A 23,989-nucleotide genomic window follows, 5' to 3' on the forward strand; every position below is an offset into this window, starting at 1 on the left:
TAATTAAAAATCTTTTTTTAAATTCTTTTTTAAATTCTAAATAATTTATGTAAAATAACATTAATTTGATTAACAAAGAAAAGGAGAAATAGTATGAATAATTATGAATTATTTTACAATGAAGCTAAGAATATGTTTAAAGATAGGATATTTAATGACTATCTTAGATGTTTTGCTTATGGAATTGATGCGTCTTGTTATAAATATGTCCCTAAGATAGTAGTAATAGCAAGAAATGAGAGCGAAATACAAGAAATAATTAGACTAGCAAATAAATATAAAACTCCATTAAACTTTAGAGCAGCAGGAACTAGCTTAAGCGGTCAAAGCTCAACGGATAGTGTTTTAGTAGTAATTAAGTTTGCATTCAAAAAAATCGCTATAAATGATGATGCTAGCGAGATTAGTTTAGGTTGTGGTGTTGTTGGAGTTAATGCTAATTTATCATTAGCTAAATTAAGTAAAAAAATTGGCCCAGACCCTGCTACGATTAATTCAGCTTTAATTGGTGGTATTGTTGCTAACAACTCAAGTGGTATGTGCTGTGGAACTAAGGATAATTCTTATAAAACTTTAAATAGTATTAGAGTGATATTAAATGATGGAACTATCCTAGATACTAAAGATAAAGCAAATGTGGAAGAATTTAAAAGAACTCACGCTAATTTAATTAATGAAATTAGAGCTATTAAAGAAGAGATTAAAAATGATAGCGAATTATATGAATTAATTAAACGCAAATTTAAAATCAAAAACACAACAGGCTATGCTATAAATTCTTTCATTGATTATGATGATGAAATAGATATTTTGGCTCATTTATTTGTAGGTAGCGAAGGGACTTTAGGTTTTGTTAGTGAAGCAAGACTTAAAACTATTGATGATTTACCTTATAAAGCCTGTGCTTTATTGTTTTTTAATGATATTAGTGACGCTGCAAATACTATTAGTGAATTTGCAAAATATGATTTTATAAATTCAGCTGAAATTATGGATTATGCTAGTTTAAAAGCTGCTAGTAGTTATGATGAATTAAAAGATTTATTAAGTGATATAAAAGACAATAATACCTGTGTATTAATTCAAACTGAAAGCGATAATGAAGAAGTTTTAAATGCAAATATAGTTAAAATTAAAGAGCTTTCAAGTAAAACTTTTAAATCATATTATTCTAAAGAAAAAAGCGAATATGATTTATGGTGGAAGATTAGAAAAGCGCTTTTACCAATAGCAGCTAGTAAAAGACCTGTTGGAGCTACTGTTATTACTGAAGATGTGTGTTTTGAGATAAAAGATTTAGCAAATGGTATTAGTGCTATTCAAGATTTATTTAAAGAATTTAATTTTGAAGGTATTATTTTTGGTCACGCATTAGCTGGAAATATTCACTTTATTATCACTCCTAATTTAAATGATAAAACCGAATTTGAAAATTTTGCAAAATTAGTAGAAAAAATGTCAAGTGTAGTAGCTAGTTTTGGTGGAAGTATCAAAGCAGAGCATGGCACAGGAAGAATGGTTGCACCTTTTGTTGAGATTGAGTGGGGTAAAAAAGCTTATGCTATAAACTGCAAGATAAAAGATATTCTTGATAAAGATAATATATTTAATCCTGATGTAATTATTACAAAAGATAAAGATATTTATAAGAAAAATATCAAAAACCAAAGCCCTGTTGATGAAGCTTTAAATTTATGTATGGAATGTGGATTTTGCGAGAGATTTTGTCCATCAAATGAAATCAGCCTAAGCCCTAGACAAAGAATTGCAGTGCTTAAAGAGATGAAGAGTTTAGAAGAATTAAACGACGAAGATAGCAAGAAAAAATTAAAAGATATGAAAAAGCTTTATAATTTTTATGTAGATACTACCTGTGCTGCTTGTGGGGTTTGTTCTATGGTATGTCCTTTAGGTATTAATTTTGCTGATTTTAGCTTAAAATATAGAAAAGCAAATCAAGGAGCTATTTCAAGAATTATCGGTAATTTTGCTTATAATCACCACGAAACTACTTTAGCTCTAGCAAAAACTTCTTTAAAAATTGCTAATAAATTTGATAATTACAAATTAAATAATTTACTAGCTACATTTAATTTACCACAAAGTAGAAATTACTTGCCTAGAGCAAATGATTATAAGTATTCAACAAATACTCAAGAAGAAAATGTTATATATTTTACAAGTTGTTTAAATAAAGCATTTAAGCCTAATGCAAAAATGAGTGATAAAAGAAGCATTCAAGAAGTATTTGAAAGTCTATGTAAAAAGGCAGGAATTGGAATAATCTACGCTCCAAATGATTTATGCTGTGGAAAGGCTTATGAGAATTATGAAAATATTCAAATTGCTAATGAAGCAAAATTAAATGAGTATTTATCTAATCAAAATTGCAGCGTTGTGATTGATCATTCTGCCTGTTCAGCTAAGGTAGTTAAAAATCATAAAGGTAAAGTTTATGATTTGAGTGAATATTTATACAAAGTAATTGCTCCAAGATTAAAAATCACAAAAGTAAATGAGCCAATAGGTTTATATATTATGTGTGCTGCTAGAAAAATGCATATAGAAGATAGCATAATGAGTTTAGCTAAATTATGTGCTGATGAAATAGTAATTGATAATGATACATACTGCTGTGGATTTGCTGGATATAAAGGCTTTTTAACTCCTAAGCTAAATATAAGTGCTACAAATAATTTTAAGAAATTTTATTCAAGCACTAATGTTAAAAGAGGCTTTAGTTCATCTAGCACTTGCGAAGTAGGACTTAGCGATGCTACTAATATGTCTTGGCAACATATTGCTTATTTATTAGACGAATGCAGTAATTAATCATTGAAAGAATTTGAAAATTAATTTTCAAATTCTTTAAGCTTGTGTTACTAAAAGTAATACAAGCTTTAATATTTTTATTTTTTTCTATCTTTTTATCAATATATCTAGTATCCTAAAAACATAAGTTAATAAAGGAGTAAAATGAAAACTTATGTTTCTAAATTAGTATTAAAAGATACTATAGGTATTGGTGTTTTAGTTGTTAAAGAAGAGCTCTTTAGTAGAGTAGAATTATTTTTAGAAAAAGATTATCAAAAGAGCATAAAAGAATTAGCAAATATTTATGGTTTTAGTGAAGACGCAATTGATTTAAGAGATAAGATTATTTTTCCATCGGCTATTGATTCTCAAGTGCATTCTCGTTCTCAAGCAAATAATGAAGATTTTGAACTAGCAAGCAAACAAGCAAGTGCAGGTGGTATTAGTGTAATGGTAGAAATGCCTTATGATGCAGGATTACTTATATCAAACGCAAATAATTTTAATAAAAAATTAAAAGATGGCTTAGAAAATTCTTATGTTGATTTTGCTCTTTATGCGACCATAAATCCAGAAGATGGTATAAAAAATATTGAAGAATTAATAAAATTAGGTGCTTGTGGCTTTAAATTATCTTTATTCGGAACAGACCCTGTTAGATTTCCTAGAATACCACCATATTTAATGTATGAAGTTATGCTTGAATGTGCAAAATATGATGTAATGGTAGGAGTGCATAATGAAGACCATGAAAGTGTTATTTATCTAACTGAAAAAATAAAACAAGAAAGAACAGACTATAAAGCACATAATTTATCTCGCCCTGAGTGGGTTGAAAATATAGCTGTAAATACTATATATGAATTAGGAGCTAGTGCAAGAGCAAAAGCTCATGTTGTTCATGCTTCTAATAAAAGAGCTTTAGAAATTGCTAATAATTATAAAAAAGATGGCTACAAAGCTAGTGTTGAATGCTGTTTGCATTATTTAATTTGCTCTGAAGAAGATGAGGTTAGAAGATTAAATGGTATTGCTAAAATCAACCCACCAATAAGAGATTTAGCCAACAAAGAAGCTATATGGGAATGTTTAAAAAATGGCTTAGTTGATGTAGTTTCAACAGACCATGTAAGATGGAGTAAAGATAGAAAAAGTAATGATAATATATTTTTAAATTCTAGTGGAGCTGCCGGTCTTGAAGTGTTATTACCTTTATTTTTAAGTGAATGTAAAAAAAGAAATGTAGATTTAAGTTTAGCTTCTAAATTACTATCAACTAATCCAGCGAAATTATTTAAATTGCCAAATAAAGGAGAATTAAAAGCTGGAAATGATGCTGATTTTGTTATTTTAAGCGAAGCTACTTATAAGTATTATGCAAAAGATGGTTTTAGTAATCTTGATTATAGTTTGTATGAAGGCTATGAAATGCTTTATAAAATAAATGAACACTATGTTAGGGGTAATAAAGTATTTGATGGTAAAAATGTATATAAATTTAATGCAAAATTTATAAATCCTAACGAGAATTGATATGAAAATACTTGCAGATGATATTAAATTTCATATAAATAATTTAGCAAAAATTACAGAAACAAATCGTCCTTTTACTAGATTGGTATTTACTAATACTTATGAAGAAGGTAGAAAATATATTAAAAATCATTTTTTAAATTTAGGACTTAATGTTATATATGATGATTTTGCCAATATGTTAGCTATTAAAAAGGGCAAAAGTAATGAATGTATTATAATAGGTTCTCATAGCGATACCGTTGCTAGTGGTGGTAGATTTGATGGAGTTTTAGGTGTTGTATCTGCTATGGTAATTGCTACAGCTTTAAAAGATATACAATTAGATAAAACTTTAATTTTTTGTGATTATTTAGGAGAAGAGCCTAATTATTTTGGTTTATCTTGCGTAGGTTCTAGGGGAATGTCTGGTAATTTGAGTAAAGAACAACTTGATATTAAAGTTAATGATACTAAATTATCAGATATGATAATCAAATCAGGTGGTAATAAATCATTTAGAACTTTTAACGAATTAGGAATAGGTAAGCTTATTGAAAGTTATGAATTGCATATTGAACAAGGAAATATGTTAGAGAGTTTAAATACTAAGATTGGTATTGTAAATAAAATTGTAGGTATTTCAAGATTTAATGTGGAATTTAAAGGTTTAAGCAATCACGCAGGAACAACAGCTATGCATTTAAGAAAAGATGCTTTATTAAATTCTTCAAAATTTATCGTATGGTTAAATGATAAAGCTATTGAGTATTCTAAACAAGCTTATACGGTAGCAACAGTTGGGGCGTGTAGTGTAATGCCTAATGCTGCTAATGTTATTTCTAATAGTGTAAAAATAAGTATAGATTTAAGAAGTGAAGATGATTTAATAAGAATAAATTTTATTAAAGAAATTGAAGAAAAGCTAAAAGATTTAGACGCTAATTATAAATTAGTATCAGATTCTAATGCTACTCCTGCTGATGATTTAATTATTAAGAATTTAAAACAAACAGCAGATGAGCTACAAGTAAGTAATATTATTATGCCAAGTGGGGCAGGGCATGATAGTGCTTTTATGGCTAAGATAGCTTCTATGGGTATGATTTTTATACCTAGCAAAAATGGTTTATCTCATCATCCTGATGAAGAAAGCTCATTTGAAGATGCAGCTATTGGCACTCAAATTATTTTAAATAACATATTAAGGAGTGGTTATGAAAAATAGAACAAGAACCGTTATAGCAGCTTCTATGGGTAATGCTTTAGAATGGTATGATTTTTCTTTATTCGCATTTTTTGCAGTATATATTAGTGCTAATTTTTTTCCAAAAGAAGCAGACCCAATTACTAATATGATTAATACTTTTTTATTATTTGGGGTTGGTTTTATAGCAAGACCTATTGGTGCTATATTATGTGGTTATATAGGTGATAAATATGGTAGGAAAAAGTCTTTATTGCTAACTATTTCAACAATGGCTATAGGAATAATTATTATAGTATTAACTCCAAAATTTCAAGATATAGGATATTTAGCTCCTATTATGCTTTTAGTAGCAAGATTATTTCAAGGATTTAGTGCAGGTGGAGAAATCGGTGGAGCAACTAGTTATTTATTAGAAAATGCTGATAAAAAGCAAAGATTATTATATGCTTCATTTTTGCAATCAACCATTGGAATTGCTAATATATTATCTGCATTAGCTGGAGTTATTATTACTACTATATTTACTACTCAAGATATTTATGATGGTGCTTGGAAATATGCTTTTGCTTTCGGGCTTTTGATTATTCCTGTTGGTGTATATATTCGTAATAAATCTAATGAAAGTGCAGTTTTTATTGAGCAACAAAAAGAGAACAAAAACAAAGCACCTTTAAAAGATTTATTAAAAGATTATAAAGGTAGAATTTTTACAGGTATGCTCTTTAGTACATTATGGACTGCTGGAGTTTATAGTTTAATTATTTTTATGCCTACTTTTTATCATAAATTCTTAGGCTATGATATGCAATTAGGCTATACGGCTAGTTTTTTAGGAAATATATTTTTGACATTAGGGTGTTTTTTTGCAGTGTTTATAGCACATAAAATTGGTCTTATAAAATCTCTTATGATTTCTATTGGGCTTTTATCTTTTATTCCATTTTTGGCTTTATATGTTTTATTAGGTAGTAGCAATGCTTTTTTATTATTTGCTATTCATATAATTTTATGTTTATTAATTAGTTTTTTTGTTGGATTAGCACCTGCTATTATGAGTTTATTATTTCCTGCTCATGTAAGAAGTAGTGGTTTGAGTATTTCTTATAATTTAGTTGCAATATTTTTTGCAGGATTTACTCCGGCAATTATTACATATTTAGCAAAATTTAGCTTATTTGCTCCTGCTGCTTGGACTTTATTGTCTTGTATTTTAGCTTTTTGGGGAGTTGTAAGAATGAAGAAATTAGGTCTTGATAATTGGCAAGAGTTTTAATTAAAAAGAATTTGAAAATTAATTTTCAAATTCTTTAATTGTTTTAGACTTGTCTTATTACATCAATTACACTGCCATCGCGATATTCAACGACGGCTACTATTCTTTTATTTGATTTTTCATACTCACAAACTCCGCAAATATCATTTGCAATACTAGCTAATTCTTTTATATCAAGTATTTTTAGCCTTGAGTTTTTTAAGGTTTTTGCTAAAGTTTTATCATTTAGTGCAATTCCGTATTCGCAAACAAGTGCATTAATGCTTTCTCCTGGAGTTGTAATTGAGTTTATTTTTTCTTTAACGATAGCTTTTCTAGTCCTAATTAAATTAGTAGTAATTATTGCTAGCTTTGCTCCTGCAGCAGCGTCGCTATGCCCACCACTTCCGCCCATAATATATCCATTTGAACTAGTCATTACATTGGTATTAAAATTAGTATCAACTTCAGTTGCTCCTAAAACAACGCAATCAAGTCTATTTACTATAGGAGAGCTTGTGTGAATGTTTGCATACAAACTTGAGCTAACTTCGTAATGATTAGGATTAGTTTGCAATGATTTTAAAGCTTCTAAATCAAAACCTTGAACATCAAAAATATTATTAAAATACCCTTCATTATATAAACTAACTAAATATGCAGTTATTCCGCCCATAATAAATGAGCCTTTAATATTTTTTTCTTTCATAATTTCTTTTACATAATGAGCACTTGCAAGGCTTATCCCACCAGCTCCTGTTTGAAATGAAAAACCATCTTTTAAAAGCCCACTTTCATCTATTAAATTAGCTGTTGTTTTAGCAATTTTTAGCTGAATTGGGTCTTTTGTAATATCAGTTGTGCCTGATTTAATACCATTTGGATCACCTATCTCATCAACCATTAAAACATAATCAATCTTATCTTGAGTAATACTAGGATTGCTTAATGGATAAGGATATATAGTATCACTTACTGCAACGCTAACTTTAGCACAGTCTGCATCAGGCATAGCATAACCAATTGAGCCAAAGGCATTTTTACCCATTGTTCCATTGATATTTCCTGCGTTATCAGTTGCACTAGCTGCAATAAATGCTACATCAATTTCTAAATCCCCAGCATAAATTGCTCTAGCACGACCGCCGTGGGTTCTAAAAATAGCTACTTTTTTAAATTCTCCACGAGAAATAGCATTTGCGACTTTTCCTGTGCAATAGTTTGTATCTATTTGAGTTATTATTCCTTTTTTTGCATATTCTACTAAAAAATCATGAGTTGGAAAAATTGCACTAATTGCTAGTTTTAAATCATTTATGCCTAGCTCTTTACAAGCTTGTAAGATAATTCCTACTACTTTATCCCCATTTCTTAGATGATGATGAAATGATATTGTATCTCCACTTTTTAAGCCTGTTTTTTTGATTAATTCTTTTACATTTGTATAGACTTTATTATCAGTTGGGTTTGATAGTTTTATATGCTTTTTAAGTGATTTTTCTTTAGGTTTTAAGCTAAATGCTCCGTTAAAAGCAATTACTTCTCCATAATCTTTAATATAATCAATATTCATAGAATTTCCTTTAAAATCTTTTTAGCACGATTCACAATAGGTGCATCAATCATTTTGCCATTTAGTGAAATTACTCCACTTTTTTTAAGTTCGGCTTCTTTTATAGCGTTTAGGACTTGATTAGCCCAGATTATTTCTTTTTGGCTAGGTTTAAAGCAATTATGAATAATATCAATATGTCTTGGGCTAATTACTAATTTGCCATCAAATCCTAGATTTTTAATATAAGTTGTATCGGCTATTAATCCATTTTCATCATTTATATTTGTATATGGAGTATCTATTGCATCTATTTTTGCAGCCTTACATACATTTAATAAATAATTTCTAGCAAAATCAATCTCAACTCCACTCTCACTTCTTCTTGCACCAATTTCGCTCGTATAATCTTCTGCACCAAAGCAAATAGCACTAACGCCATTTAAAAATGCTAATTCTTTAGCATTTAATAAGCCAAGTGGAGTTTCTATTAAAAGTAAAATTTCAATTTTTGGATTTAAATTCTTAGTGTATTTGATAAGTTCTTTAATCTCTTCTACATTTTCAGCTTTTGGGATTAATATGCTATTAATTTTAGTTTTTGATAGTGCTAAAATATCGTTTTTTGCATTCTCTAAATTAATCCTAACTATTTTTTCACATTCATAATTTAGCATAGTTAAGGCATTGCAAACTAGATTTAAGGCACTATCTTTTTGCATAGGACTTACTGCATCTTCTAAGTCAAATATAATAGCATCAGCTCCAAATAATCCTGCGTTTTGAATATTTCCTGCATTATTTCCTGGTATAAATAGCAATGTTCTTCTCATTTTTCTAACCTTTCTAATGCTGTTTTTAGCCTTGCTAAGATACAAAAATCTAAAGCACCTTTATCATTTATCTCTATTAAGACATTTGTATTTTTGTGTTCTTTACAATAATTTTGAATTAAGTTCTTAATATGTTTTGCATAAGGATTTTCTTCTTCATTTATAAATACGATTTGAAATTCCTTATGTTTTTGAATATTAATTAAACAATCATTTGATTCAATAGTTCCAACGCTAATCATCTTAAACTCCAAATTGTGCAAATAAAAATGTAGCAGCTATAACCGTGCAAGCCCCACCAATTCTAGTTGAAATCTGTGCAAATGGCATAAGTTCCATTCTATTACAAGAGCCTAGAATTGCAACATCTCCTGTGCCACCAAGTCCTGAATGACAAACCATAACGCAAGAGCATTCAATCTCAAACATATTTAAAAACTTTGCACAAAAATACCCAGTAAGTGCCATAGTAGTAACTACGCTAAAGCAAATTATTATAAAAGCAATATTAATTGCAGCAATTACATCTTTCCAAGGTGTCCAAATAACTCCAACACCTACTAAAAGAGCCCAAGTTAGGTTTTTGCTTACAAATTGATATATGAAATTAGCTCCGTATTCTAGGCTTTTTGGCATTATGTTTAAAACTTTTGTAATAGCAGCCATAATAATCATAATAATTGGAGCAGGAATTGAAATTATCATATTTAATAATTTTCCTATTAAAAAATAGCATACCGCAACGAGCAAACCAGCACCCATTAATTTAATATCAAAAGGCAAGGTATCGTTATTTAAAGAATTGATATTTTCTTCTTTAGTTTTTACTAAAAGCCCGTTTCCACTTAAATGTGGCTTTTTTAAAGCTAGATTTTTTAAATATCCTGCATAAGCAATTGCAAATAAGTTTCCAAGCATTGCAGCAGGTGCTAGAAGTGCTATTATATTTGATGAATTGGCATTGCCTAAAATTTCTGAATAAGCAACACTTAGTGGGATAATTCCCTCTCCAACTCCGCCACTTAAGATAGGAATTGCTATATAAAATACAGCGTGAGCTCCGCCTATACTAGTAATTGAACCTATTAAATATGCCACTATAATAGCTAAAAAAGTTCCTATAAATAAAGGTATAAACATTTTTAAAAACCCTGCAATTAAAATTGCTCGTTTCATACTTAATATGCTTCCAACTACTAAAACGCTTATATAAAGATATAAGAAATTAGATTGCTTAATGAAAAATGTTATAGCATCTATTGAGTTTTGATTTAATAAACCATAATAAACCATACAAGATGGAACAAAAATGCTTAATATAGCTGGTCCGCCAATATTTTTTAAAATAGGCACTTTCATACCAATTTCGCCAAGCAGTATTCCTAAAATCATAGTAATAGCAAGTCCGCCTACCATATCTTTAGGAAGTTTTCCAAAATAGCAAGTGAAAAATACAATAAGTGCAAATACACAAAATGCGTATAAATTTACACCACCTATTTGTCTTTCTTTCATAAAAACTCCTTTAAAAATAATTTGAGTTTTCATTTTAAGAAGAATTAAGATTTTGTAAATTTAAGTAATTTAAAAAAGCTTTTAAATAATTAAAATAAGTAAATTAGTTTAATTTATAATATATTTGTGGTCTTCCTTTGGCTTTATATTCTAGTTTTGAAGCAATGTAATTAATTTGTTCTAAATAAGTTAGATATTTTCTAAGAGATATTTTAGAAATATTTGTTAGTTTTTCTAATTCATTGACATTGAACCAAGTATTAAATTCTTTTATTTTATCTTTTATAAGAGCTAAAGAATTTTTATCAATTCCTTTTGGTAATTCATCAATTTGTTTATAAAGAGCTTTATCAATATTTTCTTGATTGATTTTGCTATTTAGTAGATTTCTTCTTAACTTATATTGATTTAGCGAGCTTTCAAGTCTATTTTGCTTAAAAGGTTTTAGAATATAATCAATTACACCTAAGTTTAAGCTTTTTTGTAAGCTTAGGCTATCGTTTCTAGCAGAAATTACAATAATATCAATTTTATTAAATTCACTTTTTATTTTTCTAATTAGTTCAATGCCATCGGTATTAGGTAGAGTTAAATCAAGTAAGATTAAATCAATTTCATTATTTAATAAATAACTTATCGCACTACTTACTTCACAAAAACTAGCCTTTAAACAAAAACCTTCAACCGATAAAACTATGTTTTTGTTAATATCTTGAACCATTAAATCATCTTCAACTATTATTGTCTTAATCATTATTAATCCTTAAAATTACACTAAAAGAGCTTCCGTTTTTTAATTTACTAACACTTATTGTTCCATCATAATTAGCTGCAATTTTAGCACATAAATAAAGCCCATATCCTCTTAATTCTCCTTTTGTAGAATAGCCTTTGGTAAATAAATTTGCTTTATCTTTTATACCACAGCCATTGTCTTTACATTGAATTTTAAGGTAGTTTTTATTGTTTTTTATAAATATTTCTATCTTTTTATTTTTTACATTATTTAAAGCATCTATTGAATTATTTATTAGATTTGAAAGTATGCTTATAATATCGTTTTGCATATTTATATCATCAAGATTGCTAAGTGATGATTTTTTATTAAGAATTACATTTATTTTTAGTTCTTGTAAGAATGCAAATTTACTTTCAAAAAAGGCTAATATTACTTTATCTTTTATGTTGTATGTAAGTCTATTTAAATTATCTTGATTTTTGTTTATTAGCTCATCGCAAAAATTCTTTGCTTCATTAAATTTATTATTTTCTATTAAAGCGTTTATTATGTGTAATTTGTTTGAGAACTCATGATGATTTGCTCTTAGTGCATCTACATATTTTTTAGTATCTAATAATTCACTAGCTAGTTTTTTAACCTCTCTTAAATCTTTAAAAGACGCAACTACACCTGCAAAGTTATTATCTATAAAGAATGGAATTCTAGTCGTTAGAATGGTTATATCATTTAGCTTTTGCTCTTGATTGATTTCGGCTTTTTTAGTACTTAAGACTTCATTCATATTTGAATGCGGAATTATATTAGCGTTTTTACCTATTAAATCATCATCTACTAAGGCTAGTTTAAAAATCTCTTTTGCTTTATCGTTTATTAGAGTTATTGTGTTTTTGTCATCAACGGCTATTATGCCATCGTTTAAGGTTTTTAAAATTGCGTTTTGTCTTGCTAAAAGATTTGCGATTTGCTTTGGCTCTAAACCAAATAAAACATTTTTGATATTTTTATTTAATAATTTTGCTGATAATAAAATTATAATTATTAGTGCAATTACTAAGGCGATATTGTATTTATTTTCTTCAAAGATAATTTGATTTAGATAATCAACAAAAACACCAACGATTACAGCACCTACAACCTTTTCATCTTTTATTATAGGGCTAAAGCTTCTAATTGAACGCTTTAATGAGCCTTTTGCTATTGATATATAGCTTTCTGCTTTACTAATTGCTCTATTAGCATCTCCACCTTCAACTAAAGTTCCTAAAAGATTTTTATTTGGATGGGTTAATCTTTTATAAGAGCTATCAATGATTACTATAAAATCTAGGTTTAAGTCTTTGCTTAGTTTATTTATATTTTCGTTTAGATTAGCATCGTTTAAATCTATATTATTTGCTAAGGTTTTAGAAATAGCTTCTATTTTATGACTTATTTCATTTTCAATTAATTTTTTGCTTTGAAAAAATAAAAATGTAGAAGTAATGCTTAAAACTATAAAAGAAATTAAAAAAAATGTTAAAGTAATTTTTGTAAATAATCTCATTTAAAATTCCTAATAGTTTTTTGGATACATTATATTAAAATCATTTAAGGAATTTGAAATTATGCAAAAAGATTTGCTTCAGCTAGTTTTAGAACAAAAAGAAAAGAGATTTAATGCAAGACTTGAATACGAAAATATTTATAAAACTCCTGTAATTTGCTTTAGCCTAAATCTTCCTTATATGTATAAAATAGCTAATATTAGTGAAGTTAAAGAATTGTTTTTATTCGGAATTAACGAAGTGCTTAGTTTAGAAAATATCATAAATTATAGTGTTAATTTAGATGAATTATTTTGCTTATTTGCGATTGATGATGAAGCTTTAAATATAAAAAAACTCACTATATCTTTAGAAAATAAATATAATTTTTCAAGATTATTTGATTTTGATGTGTATTTTAATAACGAGACAATTAAGCTAAGAAATGCAGGTAGGAGGTGCTTTTTATGTGATGAATTAGCCATAGTTTGTCAAAGAAATAACACTCATACAAAATCTAGCATATATAAAAAGCTTGATGAATTATTTGATGATTTTTATGTGTATATTTGCATAAATAAAAGTATTAAAAATAATTTTAGCAAAGCTGCTTTAAAGGCATTATTGTATGAAGTTAGCTTATCTCCTAAAATCGGCTTGGTTGATAGATTTAGTTCAAATTCTCATAATGATATGAACTTTTATACCTTTTTAGATAGCGTAAGTGAATTAAGAGAATATTTTGATAGCTTTTATACTTTAGCAAAATTATCAAAAAGAAATGATTTTATTAGGCTTAAAAAAATAGGTCAAATAGCAGAAAAATCTATGTTTAATGCCACAAATAATATAAATACTCATAAAGGTGCTTTATTTTTGTTTGCGATTATGATTTTTGCTTGTAGCAAAAGTGAAGATGAATTATCGCTTGAAAATATCTCAAAAATTACAAAAGATTTATGTGTAAATCTATGTCAAAATGAGTTAAATAATAACCTTAATTCAATCGGTGGGATTTGCTTTCAAAGATTTGGGATTAAGGGGATAAGAGATGAGGTTGAGAAAGGATTTTTAAATACTTTTAAGGCTTTTAAATTCTATCAAGCATTTAAGATTAAAAATGATATAAGTTTATTAAAGACTTTATTTTATATCGTATATTTAATAGATGATACGAGTTTAATAAAAAGATTAAATTATAATTATGATAATTATTTACAAGTAAAAAATACTTGCTTAAAACTTAGTAAATATGATGATAGTAAAATAATAAAAATTATTAATAAATTAAATATTTTATACTCAAGTAAAAGCATTAGTTTTGGTGGAAGTGCTGATGTTTTATCATTAATAATATTTTTAAATTTTATAAAAATAAAATAATTTTTTAATAATTACTTAAAAATTATATAAGATTAAAATTTTTTATAAAAAAAAGTAAAAAATCTATGGAAATATTAAGTTTAATTAATTAAAGTAATACCTTTAATTTATTTTTAAACTTAAGGAACAATGATGAAAAAAACATTAATCACATCTATTATTGCGGCTAGTTGCTTGCACGCAGCTGAATATAATATATTCATAGCCAGCTTTAAAAAAGACGATTATGCTACATTAAACAAAATAAAATCAAATATTGAAAAAGTTGTTAATAGTAGCAAATACGCTAATGAATTGGTGGTAAAAGCAAGAGCTAGTGACCCACAAAGTGTAAACAATAGCACATATCACACCGTAGTTGTTGAAACTGCTGATATGTCTAAATCAAAAGTAACAGAGATTAGAAACTATCTTCGCTCAAATTCTATCTATAAAGACGCTTATTTTACGACTAGAAAACCAAATGAACCTAAATTTTCTAAGGTTGATAGTGAAGTAGATACTAATTTAAACAATGACGAATTAACTAGCGAACCAACTGTTGTAGATAATAATTCATCTGTTTCAAGTATGTTAGATAGTTTAGATGAAAAAAATGATAATGGTTTAAATATTCCTGCATTTAACAATGTTGAAGACGCTAATTCAATTACTTTAAATAAAATGATTGCTAGTGTTCTTGATACAAACCCAAGTGTAAATACTTATAAACAAGAATATTTAAAATCTTTAAAAGACTTAGATATAGCAAGTGCTGAATATTATCCAATGTTAAATGTATATGCAAATGGTGGATATGTTAATAAAAAGAAAAAAGTTAATGTACAACCTGAACAAAAAGGAACAGGCACAACTCACGATGCTTCAATAGTTTTAACAGAAAACTTATTTAATGGTGGAAAAGATATGAATGGCAAGGCTCAACAAAGCCACATTACAAATTCTACAGCTTATAAAGTAATTCAAAATTCAAATGAAATCGTATATGATAGCACTAAAGCATATTTAGATATGATAAAAACTAAACTATTACTTGAAATAGCACAAAAAAATGTAAAAGCTCACGAAGATATTTATGCTCTAATCAAAGATAGAACAAGTTCAGGTTTTGCAAGAGCTAGTGAAGAAAGACAAGCAGGAAGCCGTTTAGCACTTGCTAAAAATAACTTATTATCAGCAGAAAACGATTTTAAAGATGCTGAATCAAGATTTACAAGATTATTTGGTAAAAATGTAGATATTAATTCTCTTGTAATGCCAGAATTTACTTATGCAATTCCTAGTTCAGTTGAAGGCTTAAATGAAATTAGTAAAAAATGTAATCCAAGTGTGAGAATTCAAGCTGAAAATATCAATGTGCTTGAATATGAAACAAAGGTTAAAAAAGGAAATTATTTACCTAAATTAGACTTAGAATTAAGTGCAAACTATGCAAAAGATAAAATCTTTAGAGATTTACAAGCAGATACTAAAGATACTTCAGCAGGTGCTTATTTAAGATTTTCATACAACCTATTTAATAAAGGTCAAGATAAGCTAAATGTTGAAAAAAGTAAAATCGGGGCATTAGCAAGTCAAATGGATTATAATGCTACTTTAAGAGAATTAGAAGAAAGCAATTCATACGCATTTAATTCATATAAAATTAGTAATGATAAATTAAATTATTTAAATGATTATGTTGAATACGCTAAATCTACACTTTTAACTTATGAAGATGAATTTAAAATTGGTAAAAGAGATTTAATCAATGTATTAGATGCTCAAAGCGAATATTTTTCAGCTGCTAAAGAATTAATTAATACAAAGAGCAATATTTTATTAACCCAATACAAAATGCTTGATAATATGGGTGTAATTTCTGAAGGTTTTGTTAATGGTTATGCAAAACAATACATTAATAAAGCTTGCTCAATCTCTGATATTAAGTAATTAATGTATAGTAGAATTTTTAAAAGAGTGATTTTATTCACTCTTTTTATCGGTATTAGTTTATCTAGTTCTTCATTCATTAAACCACAAACTTATGTTAGAATGGAGAAGACTTACGGACAAGTTAGTGTTAAAAGACTTGAAAAACTAGATAAGCTAATGCAAGATATACAAAATACAAATGATGCAAATAAATTAGTAAAAGTTAATGAATTTTTTAATGACCCAAGTATTATAAAATGGCAAGATGATATGATAACTTGGGGTAAGACTGATTATTGGGCTAATAGATTTGAATCGCTTGGAAAGGGTTTTGGAGATTGCGAAGATTTCGTAATCGCAAAATATCTTACCTTACTTGATTTAGGAGTTAGTGAAGAAAAATTATTTTTTACATACGTATATGCTAATTTAAATGGCAAATGGATTTCTCATATGGTTTTAGCATATTATGAAAAACCTAACGATATTCCTTTTATTTTAGATAGTAATACAAATTCAATTAAAAGAGCAAATAAAAGAGTTGATTTAAAGCCTGTGTTATCGTTTAATGCTAAAGACTTATTTTTAGCACAACAAGCATCAAGCGGTAAATTATCGGCAAAATCTTCAAAATATACAAAAGATTGGTCTAGTTATTTAGAGAATTTAAAAAAGGGTGATTTATGACTTTATTTAAGCAAATTTTATTAGGTGCTATAGTTTTTATATTAATTATAATAGCTATTGTTGGTGTTAAAAATTATCAAACTACAAATGATTTTATAAACGAGCAATTAAGTGCAAATGCAAAGCATACAGCAACTTCACTAGGATTATCAATTGCTACTTTAGATAATGTTGATAAAGATAGCGTTGAGCTTATGATTAATGCTATTTTTGATAGTGGATATTATCAAGAAATTAAATTCACTGACGCAAATGATGAGATAGTTTATGATAAAAGTAAAGAAAAAGTATTTTATGGAGTTAGTGATTTATTTGTAAAACTTGTAAATATTAGCACTCCTGTTGAGAGTTTTGAGATTAGACAATGGAATAAAATAGGCACTATTTATGTGCAAATTAGCCCTGCATTTGCTTACGAGCAACTTTATACAACCCTTAAAGAATTGTTTATTAATTTAGTGATTATTTTTATAGTTTCTATGATTTTAATTTATTTTTCACTAAAAGCGATTTTAGCACCACTAAATAAGGTTAGAAAACAAGCAGAAGCTATACTTGAACACGAGTTTATAATACAAAATAAACTACCATTTACCCAAGAAGTTAGAAAAATGGTAATGGCAATGAACTCAATGGTAGGTAAGGTTAAAGATATATTTGATAAAGAGAGTGAAACACTAGATAAATACAATGATTTGCTTTATAAAGATGAAAGAACTAAGCTATTTAATAGAAGATATTTTATAAATAAATTTGAATCAATTAAAAGTAGGGAAGAATATTCAAATGGATATTGCTTTTTATTAAGTATTAAAGAAACTTATAATCTAAAAAAGATTTTAGGTTTTAATAAATCTATGGAATTTTTAGGAAGATTATCAGATATTTTAAGAGATAATGATAAGGTTTTTGATAGTGAATGTGTGTTTTCAATTAATGAAAATGATTTCGCTGTTTTAGGCGAGAATTCTTTAGGTTTTGAAGAAAACTGCGTAAATTATCTAAATAAAATAAAAGATTTATTTAAAGAATTTGGACTTGATGATAGTGAGTTTTTAATAAGCAGTTCTTTAAGTTCTTATGAAGGAAAAAAGCTAAATGAAATTCTTGCTGAACTAGACTTATTGTTAATTAAAAATAAGACTAATTATTCTTTAAACAAATCAAATAATTCTGATAATATTATCTTAGGTAAAGAGCAATTTAGAACATTTATTTATAACGCTATGAATAATAATGATTTTTGTTTTGCTAGCCAAGAAGTTTTAGATACTGATAATAATGTATATCATAAAGAATTATATTTGAGATTAAAATATAAAAATGAATTAAAAAATGCTTCTTATTTTATGCCTATTGTAAATGAGCTTAATTTATCAAAAGAATTAGATATTTATGTATTAAGCAAGGCTTTAAGTGAAGAATTTAAATCAGGAATTTCTGTAAATATTTCAAATGATTTAATAAAAGCAGAAAATTATCAAAAATTAGAAAAAATATTCAAAACTAGAAAAAATGAAAAAGTTTATTTAGAACTTGCTATGAGTAAGGAATTAAATATTAGAAATCTTATTGAGTTTTCAAGATTTGCTAAGACTTATGATATAGCTTTAGGGCTTGACCATTTTACTTTAAACAAAGAAAACTTAAGTATTTTAAATGAATTAAATATTTCTTATATTAAAGTTCAGGCAAGAACATTGCTTGATTTATTAGAAGATGTTAATGCTAGTGGGGCTAAAAATGCTTTAGAAATTATCTTAAATTCAAAAGGAATAAAAATAATTGCAATAGGTATAGAAGATGAAGAAACTTACAACAAAATAAAAGAATTAAATATTAATTTAGTTCAAGGAAATTACACAAGTAAAGTTAAGGAAGAAATATGATAAATACAAAAACAGATGAATTGCTAGATTGTCTAGTTATTCTTACTAAGCTTTATAACAATCCTTATAGTGCCGAAGCACTTACAGCTGGGTTGCCTTATGATAAAAATTTAGGCGGTATAGAGCTATTTTCAAAAAATAATAAAAAATCTCTTTTTAGTAGAGCTGCAAAAAGAGCTGGTTTTGCTAGCACATTAGTGAAAAAAGATTTAAAAGATATTCCTAATTTAGTATTGCCTTGTATTTTAATGCTAAAAGACCAAAAAGCATGTATTTTACAAAGTTTTCAAGATAATGATAAATTAAGTATTATTTTTCCAGGATTTGATGGTGCAGCTACATTGGTTAGTAAAGCAGAAATTGAAGAAGAATATTTAGGCTATGCTTTTTATTTAAAAAGAGAATTTGTTATTAAAAATGAAATAAATAATCTTAAAAATAACCCTAATGAGCATTGGTTTTGGGATACGCTTAAAAAATCAAAATCAATTTATGTAGATGTTTTACTAGCTTCATTTATCATAAACTTATTTGTTTTAGCAGGTCCGCTTTTTACAATGAATGTTTATGATAGGGTTGTGCCTAATAATGCAATTGAGACTTTATGGGTTTTAGCTTTAGGAGTATTTGTTGTTTATACAATTGATATGATTATTAAATTAGTTAGAGCTTATTTTTTAGAAACAGCTTCAAAAAAGAGCGATATTATTATGAGCTCATTAATTTATGAAAGAGTGTTGGATATTAAATTAAGTTCTAGACCTGCTAGTGTTGGTTCTTTTGCGCAAAATCTAAAAGAATTTGATACGCTTAAAAGTTTTTTTGCAAACGCTAGTATTGCTGCTATTGTGGATTTGCCATTTTGTATAATATTTTTAGCAACAATTTATTTTCTAGCAGGGCATTTAGTAGTAGTTCCTGTTGTTGTTATGATACTTATTTTAATTTATACATTTAGTATTAGAAAACCCTTACAAACTTCAATAGAAAGCACATATCAAGCAAGTGCATTTAAAAATGGTGTTTTAATTGAGAGTTTAAATACACTTGAGACAATTAAGACTTTAGGTGCAGCATCTTCTTCTCAATGGATATACGAAGAAGCAACAGGAGAAATTGCTAATAAAAGTATAAAAAATAAATTATTATCTAGTTCTATTCCTATGGTTACAGGGTTTTTAGTTCAATTTAACACTATTGCTATTGTTGTATTGGGTGTTTATATGATTAAGGATATGGAGCTTAGTATGGGTGGTCTTGTTGCTAGTGTGATTTTAAGTTCTCGTGCAATATCTCCTATGGGTCAGGTAGCTTCTCTTATATCAAATTACGAGCAGACTAAAACAGCTTATAAGAGCCTTAATGATATTATGAATATGCCAGTAGAGCGTGAAAATGGCAAAAAATTTGTAAGAAGAAATAATTTCTTAGGTGGTATTGAGTTTAAAAATGTTTCATTTGCTTATCCAGAAGCTAAAAAAGAATCTTTAAGTGATGTTAGCTTTAAGATTAATGCTGGAGAAAAAGTTGCAATTATTGGTAAAAATGGTAGTGGAAAAACAACTATAGAAAAATTAATTATGGGACTTTATGAGCCAAGTAAAGGCAGTATTCATGTAGATGGTATTGATATTGAGCAAATTGACCCAGTGGATTTAAGAGAGCATATTGGCTATGTTTCTCAAGATATTATGCTATTTAAAGGCACTTTAAGAGAAAATATAGTTTATAAAGCACCTTATGCAAGTGATGAAGAAATTATAAAAGCTGCAAATATTTCTTGCGTTAGTGAATTTGTAAATTCTCACCCACTTGGATTTGATATGCCTGTTTATGAGCGTGGAGAAGGTATAAGCGGTGGTCAAAGACAAGCTATTGCAATATCAAGAGCGTTTATAACAAATACACCTATTATGCTACTAGATGAGCCAACAAATCAAATAGATACTCAAACAGAAGCAAAAGTTATAAATAATTTAAAAGAAGCTTGCAAAGATAAAACATTAATAGTAATTACTCATAAACAATCACTTCTTAATCTAGTTGATAGAATAATTGTAATTGATAATGCTAAGGTAGTTTTAGATGGAAGTAAAGAAGAAGTTTTAGCAAAGTTAGGAGCTAGTAGATGAAAAACTATACAAAAGATGATTTAGATTTTATGAATAGCTTATCACAAGCTGTATTATCAAAAAGCTCTCAAAAAACAAAAACTATGCTTTATATAATTATTACTTGTGTAATTGGTTTGATTGCTTGGATGAGTGTAGCAGAGATTGATGAGATTACAAGGGGGCAGGGCAAGGTAGTGCCTAGTGGTCAAAACCAAGTAGTTCAAAACCTAGAAGGTGGTATAGTTCAAGAATTATTAGTAAGAGAAGGTGATGTTGTAAAAAAAGGTCAAGTATTACTTAAGATTGATAATAAAAGTTTTGAGAGTTCTTTAGGCGAGAGTGAAGTAAAAATTAGTGAGCTTTTGGCTAAAAAAATTAGGCTTTTTGCTCAAGCAAATAGTAAAGAATTTGATATTAGTATTTTAAGCGAAGATGAAGTAAATAAAATTTTCCCACAGACTTTAAAAAACGAACAAAGTTTATATGAGAGTAATATAGAGCAATTAAAAGAAAAAATTTCTCAAAAAGAAAGCGAAATAAAGGAACTAAAATCAAAAATCAACCATCTAAGCACGAGTTATAATTTAGTATCTAAACAAAATGATTTAACTTATAGTCTTTATAAAAAAGGTAGTGTAAGTGAAGTTGAATATTTACAAATTAGCAGACAATTAAATGATATTAGGGGAGAATTATCTCAAGCAAGATTATCGCTACCTAAATTAGAAGCTACATTGAATGAAATAAGATTAGGTTTTATTAATGATTCTAAAAAAGAACTAAATGAAACAAATGCTGAAATTGCTAGAATTAATAAAAGTCAAATAGGTCTTGATGATAGGGTTGATAGAACCTTAGTAAAAAGCCCTGTAAATGGTATAGTTTCAAAGCTTAATGTTCATACTGTTTCAGGAGTAATCAAGCCAGGTGAAAATATAGCTGAAATAGTTCCACTTGATGATAGATTGATTGCTGAAGTTAAGGTTAAACCTGCTGATGTGGCATTTTTAAGAGAAGGTTTAAGAGCTATTATTAAGGTAAGTGCTTATGATTTTAGTATTTATGGTGGACTTGAAGGACAAGTTATGCAAATTAGTGCCGATACAGAAACCAATGATAAAGGAGAGAGTTTTTATTTAGTAAAAATCGTAACAGAAAAAAATCATCTAGGAACAGATGAACACCCACTAAATATCAAAGTGGGTATGATAGTAAATGCTGATATTGTTACTGGTAAAAAGACTATATTAGATTATTTATTAAAACCAATATTTAAAACCAAACAAAATGCTTTAAGGGAAAGATGATGCAAATAATTATAAATGTAGAAGATAAAGAGCTAAGAACTTATTTAGAAGAAATATTGAATGATTTTAATGTATATTCAACAAATTATTTAGATGTAATAATAGCTAAATACAAAGATGCTAATGTTATAATTTGCGATAATATTGATAGTATAAAAGAATTATCAAAATATAATTTTAAATGTCTAGCTATATCAAAAAATCCAAATTTTATAGAATCTCAAGCGTTTTTAAATGGCAATGCTAAAGGTTATGCAAATGCAAGAATGCAAAAAATTCACTTTATAGATGCAATTAATTGTATTAGTAATGGTGGTATATGGTTATTACCTGATATTATTAATAATATGATAAGCCTTATTAATCAAAGCTATAAACAAGATAATAATGATTTATATGAATTATTAACTGATAGAGAAAAAGTAGTTGCAAATTATATAAAAGATGGATTAAACAACGCACAAATTGCTAATATTTTGCAGCTTAGTGAAAGAACTATAAAGGCTATAACTTCAACTATTTATCAAAAAGTAGGGGTTAAGAATAGAATTCAATTCGTAATGGCTTTAAAAAATATTGATAAATAAATATAAAGTCCTATTTTAAATTCTTGTTTAAAATAGGATTAAAATTGTATTCTTTTAGTTAATATTTTTAATTAATAATTATTATTACTTAAGTTTTATTTAACTTTGTTTATTTATACTACGCCTTTTTAAATTATTACAAAAAAGGATTTAAATGAAACTATCACAAAAAATTTCCATATATCTTACCGCAGTTTTAATAATTGCATCAGTAATTTTAACTTCATACGAATTAAATAGAGTTAAAACTATTATTAATTCAAATTACAATGAATTAAATAGAAATGATATAACTTTAAAGAATTTGTATATAAATTCTTATATAGATGTAAAATTAAATAATATTAAAAAAATTGCTAAAAAATTTGAAGAAGCAAAAGATGTAAGCCCAAATTTTATTAAGCAAATAATAGAAGATGATAATAAGATTTTAGATTTTAAAGGTTTATTTGTAGGTTTAACAAATGGCGATGTTTATAAGGCTGAATCTGATTTAACTTTTAGATTAATCCCTAATTTTGATGGTAGAACTAGAGCTTGGTATAAAGAAGCTTTAGAATTAAAACAAGCAAATTTATCTTCAGTATATCAAGATGTTTCAAGTAAAAAATCAGCTACAACTATTTTTGCACCTGTAGTAATTGATAATAAAATAGTAGCTGTTGTTGGTGGTAATATTTTAATTGATGATTTTAGCGATGAGATTACTAGAGCAAATTCTTTAAAAAATTCTAGCACTATAATTTTAGATAAAAATGATGAGATTATTTCAAGTTCTAATAAAGATGATTTAGGTAATCCTGAATGGAAAAAAGAATTTGTAAGTAAATTACAAAATTATTATAAAAATGATAATAGTGGTAATTTTATATTTAATAAAAATGATAAAGAATATATAGCTTATTGTTTAGAAGATAAATTAACAGGATATGATGTTTGCTCAATTATGCCAAAGGCAAATATTGATGATACTATTCATAATAGTATGATGAATTCAATTTATGAGTTTATAATATTTATTATTGTAGTTATAGGAATTTTATACTATTTAATCAAAAAATCTTTAAATCCTATGATTGCTATGCAAAATGGTTTAACTGAATTTTTTGAATTTTTAAATTATGAAAAAAATGATGCTAATAAAATCGCAATCAC

The 23,989-nt window shown here is 27.0% G+C and carries 18 protein-coding genes; 12 read left to right on the forward strand and 6 right to left on the reverse strand.

The annotated features are described in order from the left end of the window. Positions 1–93 precede the first annotated feature (93 nt). The 4 genes from AVBRAN12654_RS02470 to AVBRAN12654_RS02485 all read left to right on the forward strand — a co-directional run bounded on the left by AVBRAN12654_RS02470 (position 94) and on the right by AVBRAN12654_RS02485 (position 6,809). Positions 94–2,832 (forward strand): FAD-binding and (Fe-S)-binding domain-containing protein, encoded by a 2,739-nt coding sequence (locus AVBRAN12654_RS02470; RefSeq protein ID WP_214120166.1) that lies wholly within the window; start codon positions 94–96, stop codon positions 2,830–2,832. A 144-nt stretch (positions 2,833–2,976) separates the two neighbouring features. After that, complete coding sequence (locus AVBRAN12654_RS02475; RefSeq protein WP_336613866.1) at positions 2,977–4,347, forward strand: dihydroorotase; 1,371 nt, start codon at positions 2,977–2,979, stop codon at positions 4,345–4,347. A gap of 1 nt (position 4,348) precedes the next feature. Further along, positions 4,349–5,554 (forward strand): hydantoinase/carbamoylase family amidase, encoded by a 1,206-nt coding sequence (locus tag AVBRAN12654_RS02480; RefSeq protein ID WP_214118460.1) that lies wholly within the window; start codon positions 4,349–4,351, stop codon positions 5,552–5,554. After that, positions 5,544–6,809 (forward strand): MFS transporter, encoded by a 1,266-nt coding sequence (locus AVBRAN12654_RS02485; protein ID WP_336608573.1) that lies wholly within the window; start codon positions 5,544–5,546, stop codon positions 6,807–6,809. The genes AVBRAN12654_RS02480 and AVBRAN12654_RS02485 overlap by 11 nt, the downstream gene beginning before the upstream one ends. A 43-nt stretch (positions 6,810–6,852) precedes the next feature. On the opposite strand, the gene citF is transcribed toward AVBRAN12654_RS02485, so the two are convergent. The 6 genes from citF to AVBRAN12654_RS02515 all read right to left on the reverse strand — a co-directional run bounded on the left by citF (position 6,853) and on the right by AVBRAN12654_RS02515 (position 12,973). Further along, a complete protein-coding gene (gene citF / locus AVBRAN12654_RS02490) occupies positions 6,853–8,361 on the reverse strand; it encodes a citrate lyase subunit alpha (protein ID WP_336613867.1) in 1,509 nt (502 codons plus the stop codon). Next, entirely contained in the window at positions 8,358–9,173 is an 816-nt protein-coding gene (locus AVBRAN12654_RS02495; RefSeq protein WP_336613868.1) for an HpcH/HpaI aldolase/citrate lyase family protein, read from the reverse strand. The genes citF and AVBRAN12654_RS02495 overlap by 4 nt, the downstream gene beginning before the upstream one ends. Beyond that, a complete protein-coding gene (locus tag AVBRAN12654_RS02500) occupies positions 9,170–9,415 on the reverse strand; it encodes a hypothetical protein (protein WP_214118452.1) in 246 nt (81 codons plus the stop codon). Before AVBRAN12654_RS02500 ends, AVBRAN12654_RS02495 begins: the two co-directional genes overlap by 4 nt. 1 nt (position 9,416) lies before the next feature. Then, positions 9,417–10,688 (reverse strand): 2-hydroxycarboxylate transporter family protein, encoded by a 1,272-nt coding sequence (locus AVBRAN12654_RS02505; RefSeq protein WP_214118450.1) that lies wholly within the window; start codon positions 10,686–10,688, stop codon positions 9,417–9,419. Positions 10,689–10,791: 103 nt separating this feature from the next. Continuing rightward, a complete protein-coding gene (locus tag AVBRAN12654_RS02510; RefSeq protein ID WP_336613869.1) occupies positions 10,792–11,442 on the reverse strand; it encodes a response regulator in 651 nt (216 codons plus the stop codon). Then, positions 11,435–12,973: a sensor histidine kinase gene (locus tag AVBRAN12654_RS02515; RefSeq protein WP_336613870.1), complete on the reverse strand. Its 1,539-nt coding sequence runs from the start codon at positions 12,971–12,973 to the stop codon at positions 11,435–11,437. Before AVBRAN12654_RS02515 ends, AVBRAN12654_RS02510 begins: the two co-directional genes overlap by 8 nt. Before the next feature lie 61 nt (positions 12,974–13,034). Here AVBRAN12654_RS02515 and AVBRAN12654_RS02520 point away from each other — a divergent pair, with 61 nt between their 5' ends. From AVBRAN12654_RS02520 to AVBRAN12654_RS02555, 8 genes are all read left to right on the forward strand, one after another. Beyond that, positions 13,035–14,336 (forward strand): triphosphoribosyl-dephospho-CoA synthase, encoded by a 1,302-nt coding sequence (locus AVBRAN12654_RS02520; protein WP_336613871.1) that lies wholly within the window; start codon positions 13,035–13,037, stop codon positions 14,334–14,336. Between the two features lie 132 nt (positions 14,337–14,468). Continuing rightward, entirely contained in the window at positions 14,469–16,268 is a 1,800-nt protein-coding gene (locus tag AVBRAN12654_RS02525; RefSeq protein ID WP_214118436.1) for a TolC family protein, read from the forward strand. Positions 16,269–16,271: 3 nt separating this feature from the next. Beyond that, positions 16,272–16,937 (forward strand): transglutaminase-like cysteine peptidase, encoded by a 666-nt coding sequence (locus AVBRAN12654_RS02530; protein WP_214120625.1) that lies wholly within the window; start codon positions 16,272–16,274, stop codon positions 16,935–16,937. Next, positions 16,934–18,826 (forward strand): bifunctional diguanylate cyclase/phosphodiesterase, encoded by a 1,893-nt coding sequence (locus AVBRAN12654_RS02535; protein ID WP_214118432.1) that lies wholly within the window; start codon positions 16,934–16,936, stop codon positions 18,824–18,826. The genes AVBRAN12654_RS02530 and AVBRAN12654_RS02535 overlap by 4 nt, the downstream gene beginning before the upstream one ends. After that, on the forward strand, positions 18,823–20,958 hold the full coding sequence (locus AVBRAN12654_RS02540) for a type I secretion system permease/ATPase (RefSeq protein ID WP_336613872.1): 2,136 nt from the start codon (positions 18,823–18,825) through the stop codon (positions 20,956–20,958). Before AVBRAN12654_RS02535 ends, AVBRAN12654_RS02540 begins: the two co-directional genes overlap by 4 nt. Further along, positions 20,955–22,247, forward strand: coding sequence for an HlyD family type I secretion periplasmic adaptor subunit (locus AVBRAN12654_RS02545; RefSeq protein WP_214118428.1), 1,293 nt, complete (start codon positions 20,955–20,957; stop codon positions 22,245–22,247). Before AVBRAN12654_RS02540 ends, AVBRAN12654_RS02545 begins: the two co-directional genes overlap by 4 nt. Further along, positions 22,247–22,834: a response regulator transcription factor gene (locus AVBRAN12654_RS02550; RefSeq protein WP_336607022.1), complete on the forward strand. Its 588-nt coding sequence runs from the start codon at positions 22,247–22,249 to the stop codon at positions 22,832–22,834. Before AVBRAN12654_RS02545 ends, AVBRAN12654_RS02550 begins: the two co-directional genes overlap by 1 nt. Positions 22,835–22,988: 154 nt before the next feature. Beyond that, positions 22,989–23,989 (forward strand): cache domain-containing protein (locus AVBRAN12654_RS02555; protein WP_336607021.1); only part of this gene is annotated, 1,001 nt, incomplete at its 3' end.

It is taken from the genome of Campylobacter sp. RM12654, from assembly GCF_020137585.1.
Taxonomy (GTDB): domain Bacteria; phylum Campylobacterota; class Campylobacteria; order Campylobacterales; family Campylobacteraceae; genus Campylobacter_E.

What these genes read in the sequence shown, in the direction of transcription:
- AVBRAN12654_RS02470 (WP_214120166.1), top strand. Translation starts at nt 94, where the DNA reads ATGAATAATTATGAATTATTTTACAATGAAGCTAAGAATATGTTTAAA.
- AVBRAN12654_RS02475 (WP_336613866.1), top strand. Translation starts at nt 2,977, where the DNA reads ATGAAAACTTATGTTTCTAAATTAGTATTAAAAGATACTATAGGTATT.
- AVBRAN12654_RS02480 (WP_214118460.1), top strand. Translation starts at nt 4,349, where the DNA reads ATGAAAATACTTGCAGATGATATTAAATTTCATATAAATAATTTAGCA.
- AVBRAN12654_RS02485 (WP_336608573.1), top strand. Translation starts at nt 5,544, where the DNA reads ATGAAAAATAGAACAAGAACCGTTATAGCAGCTTCTATGGGTAATGCT.
- citF (WP_336613867.1), bottom strand. Translation starts at nt 8,361, where the DNA reads ATGAATATTGATTATATTAAAGATTATGGAGAAGTAATTGCTTTTAAC.
- AVBRAN12654_RS02495 (WP_336613868.1), bottom strand. Translation starts at nt 9,173, where the DNA reads ATGAGAAGAACATTGCTATTTATACCAGGAAATAATGCAGGAAATATT.
- AVBRAN12654_RS02500 (WP_214118452.1), bottom strand. Translation starts at nt 9,415, where the DNA reads ATGATTAGCGTTGGAACTATTGAATCAAATGATTGTTTAATTAATATT.
- AVBRAN12654_RS02505 (WP_214118450.1), bottom strand. Translation starts at nt 10,688, where the DNA reads ATGAAAGAAAGACAAATAGGTGGTGTAAATTTATACGCATTTTGTGTA.
- AVBRAN12654_RS02510 (WP_336613869.1), bottom strand. Translation starts at nt 11,442, where the DNA reads ATGATTAAGACAATAATAGTTGAAGATGATTTAATGGTTCAAGATATT.
- AVBRAN12654_RS02515 (WP_336613870.1), bottom strand. Translation starts at nt 12,973, where the DNA reads ATGAGATTATTTACAAAAATTACTTTAACATTTTTTTTAATTTCTTTT.
- AVBRAN12654_RS02520 (WP_336613871.1), top strand. Translation starts at nt 13,035, where the DNA reads ATGCAAAAAGATTTGCTTCAGCTAGTTTTAGAACAAAAAGAAAAGAGA.
- AVBRAN12654_RS02525 (WP_214118436.1), top strand. Translation starts at nt 14,469, where the DNA reads ATGAAAAAAACATTAATCACATCTATTATTGCGGCTAGTTGCTTGCAC.
- AVBRAN12654_RS02530 (WP_214120625.1), top strand. Translation starts at nt 16,272, where the DNA reads ATGTATAGTAGAATTTTTAAAAGAGTGATTTTATTCACTCTTTTTATC.
- AVBRAN12654_RS02535 (WP_214118432.1), top strand. Translation starts at nt 16,934, where the DNA reads ATGACTTTATTTAAGCAAATTTTATTAGGTGCTATAGTTTTTATATTA.
- AVBRAN12654_RS02540 (WP_336613872.1), top strand. Translation starts at nt 18,823, where the DNA reads ATGATAAATACAAAAACAGATGAATTGCTAGATTGTCTAGTTATTCTT.
- AVBRAN12654_RS02545 (WP_214118428.1), top strand. Translation starts at nt 20,955, where the DNA reads ATGAAAAACTATACAAAAGATGATTTAGATTTTATGAATAGCTTATCA.
- AVBRAN12654_RS02550 (WP_336607022.1), top strand. Translation starts at nt 22,247, where the DNA reads ATGCAAATAATTATAAATGTAGAAGATAAAGAGCTAAGAACTTATTTA.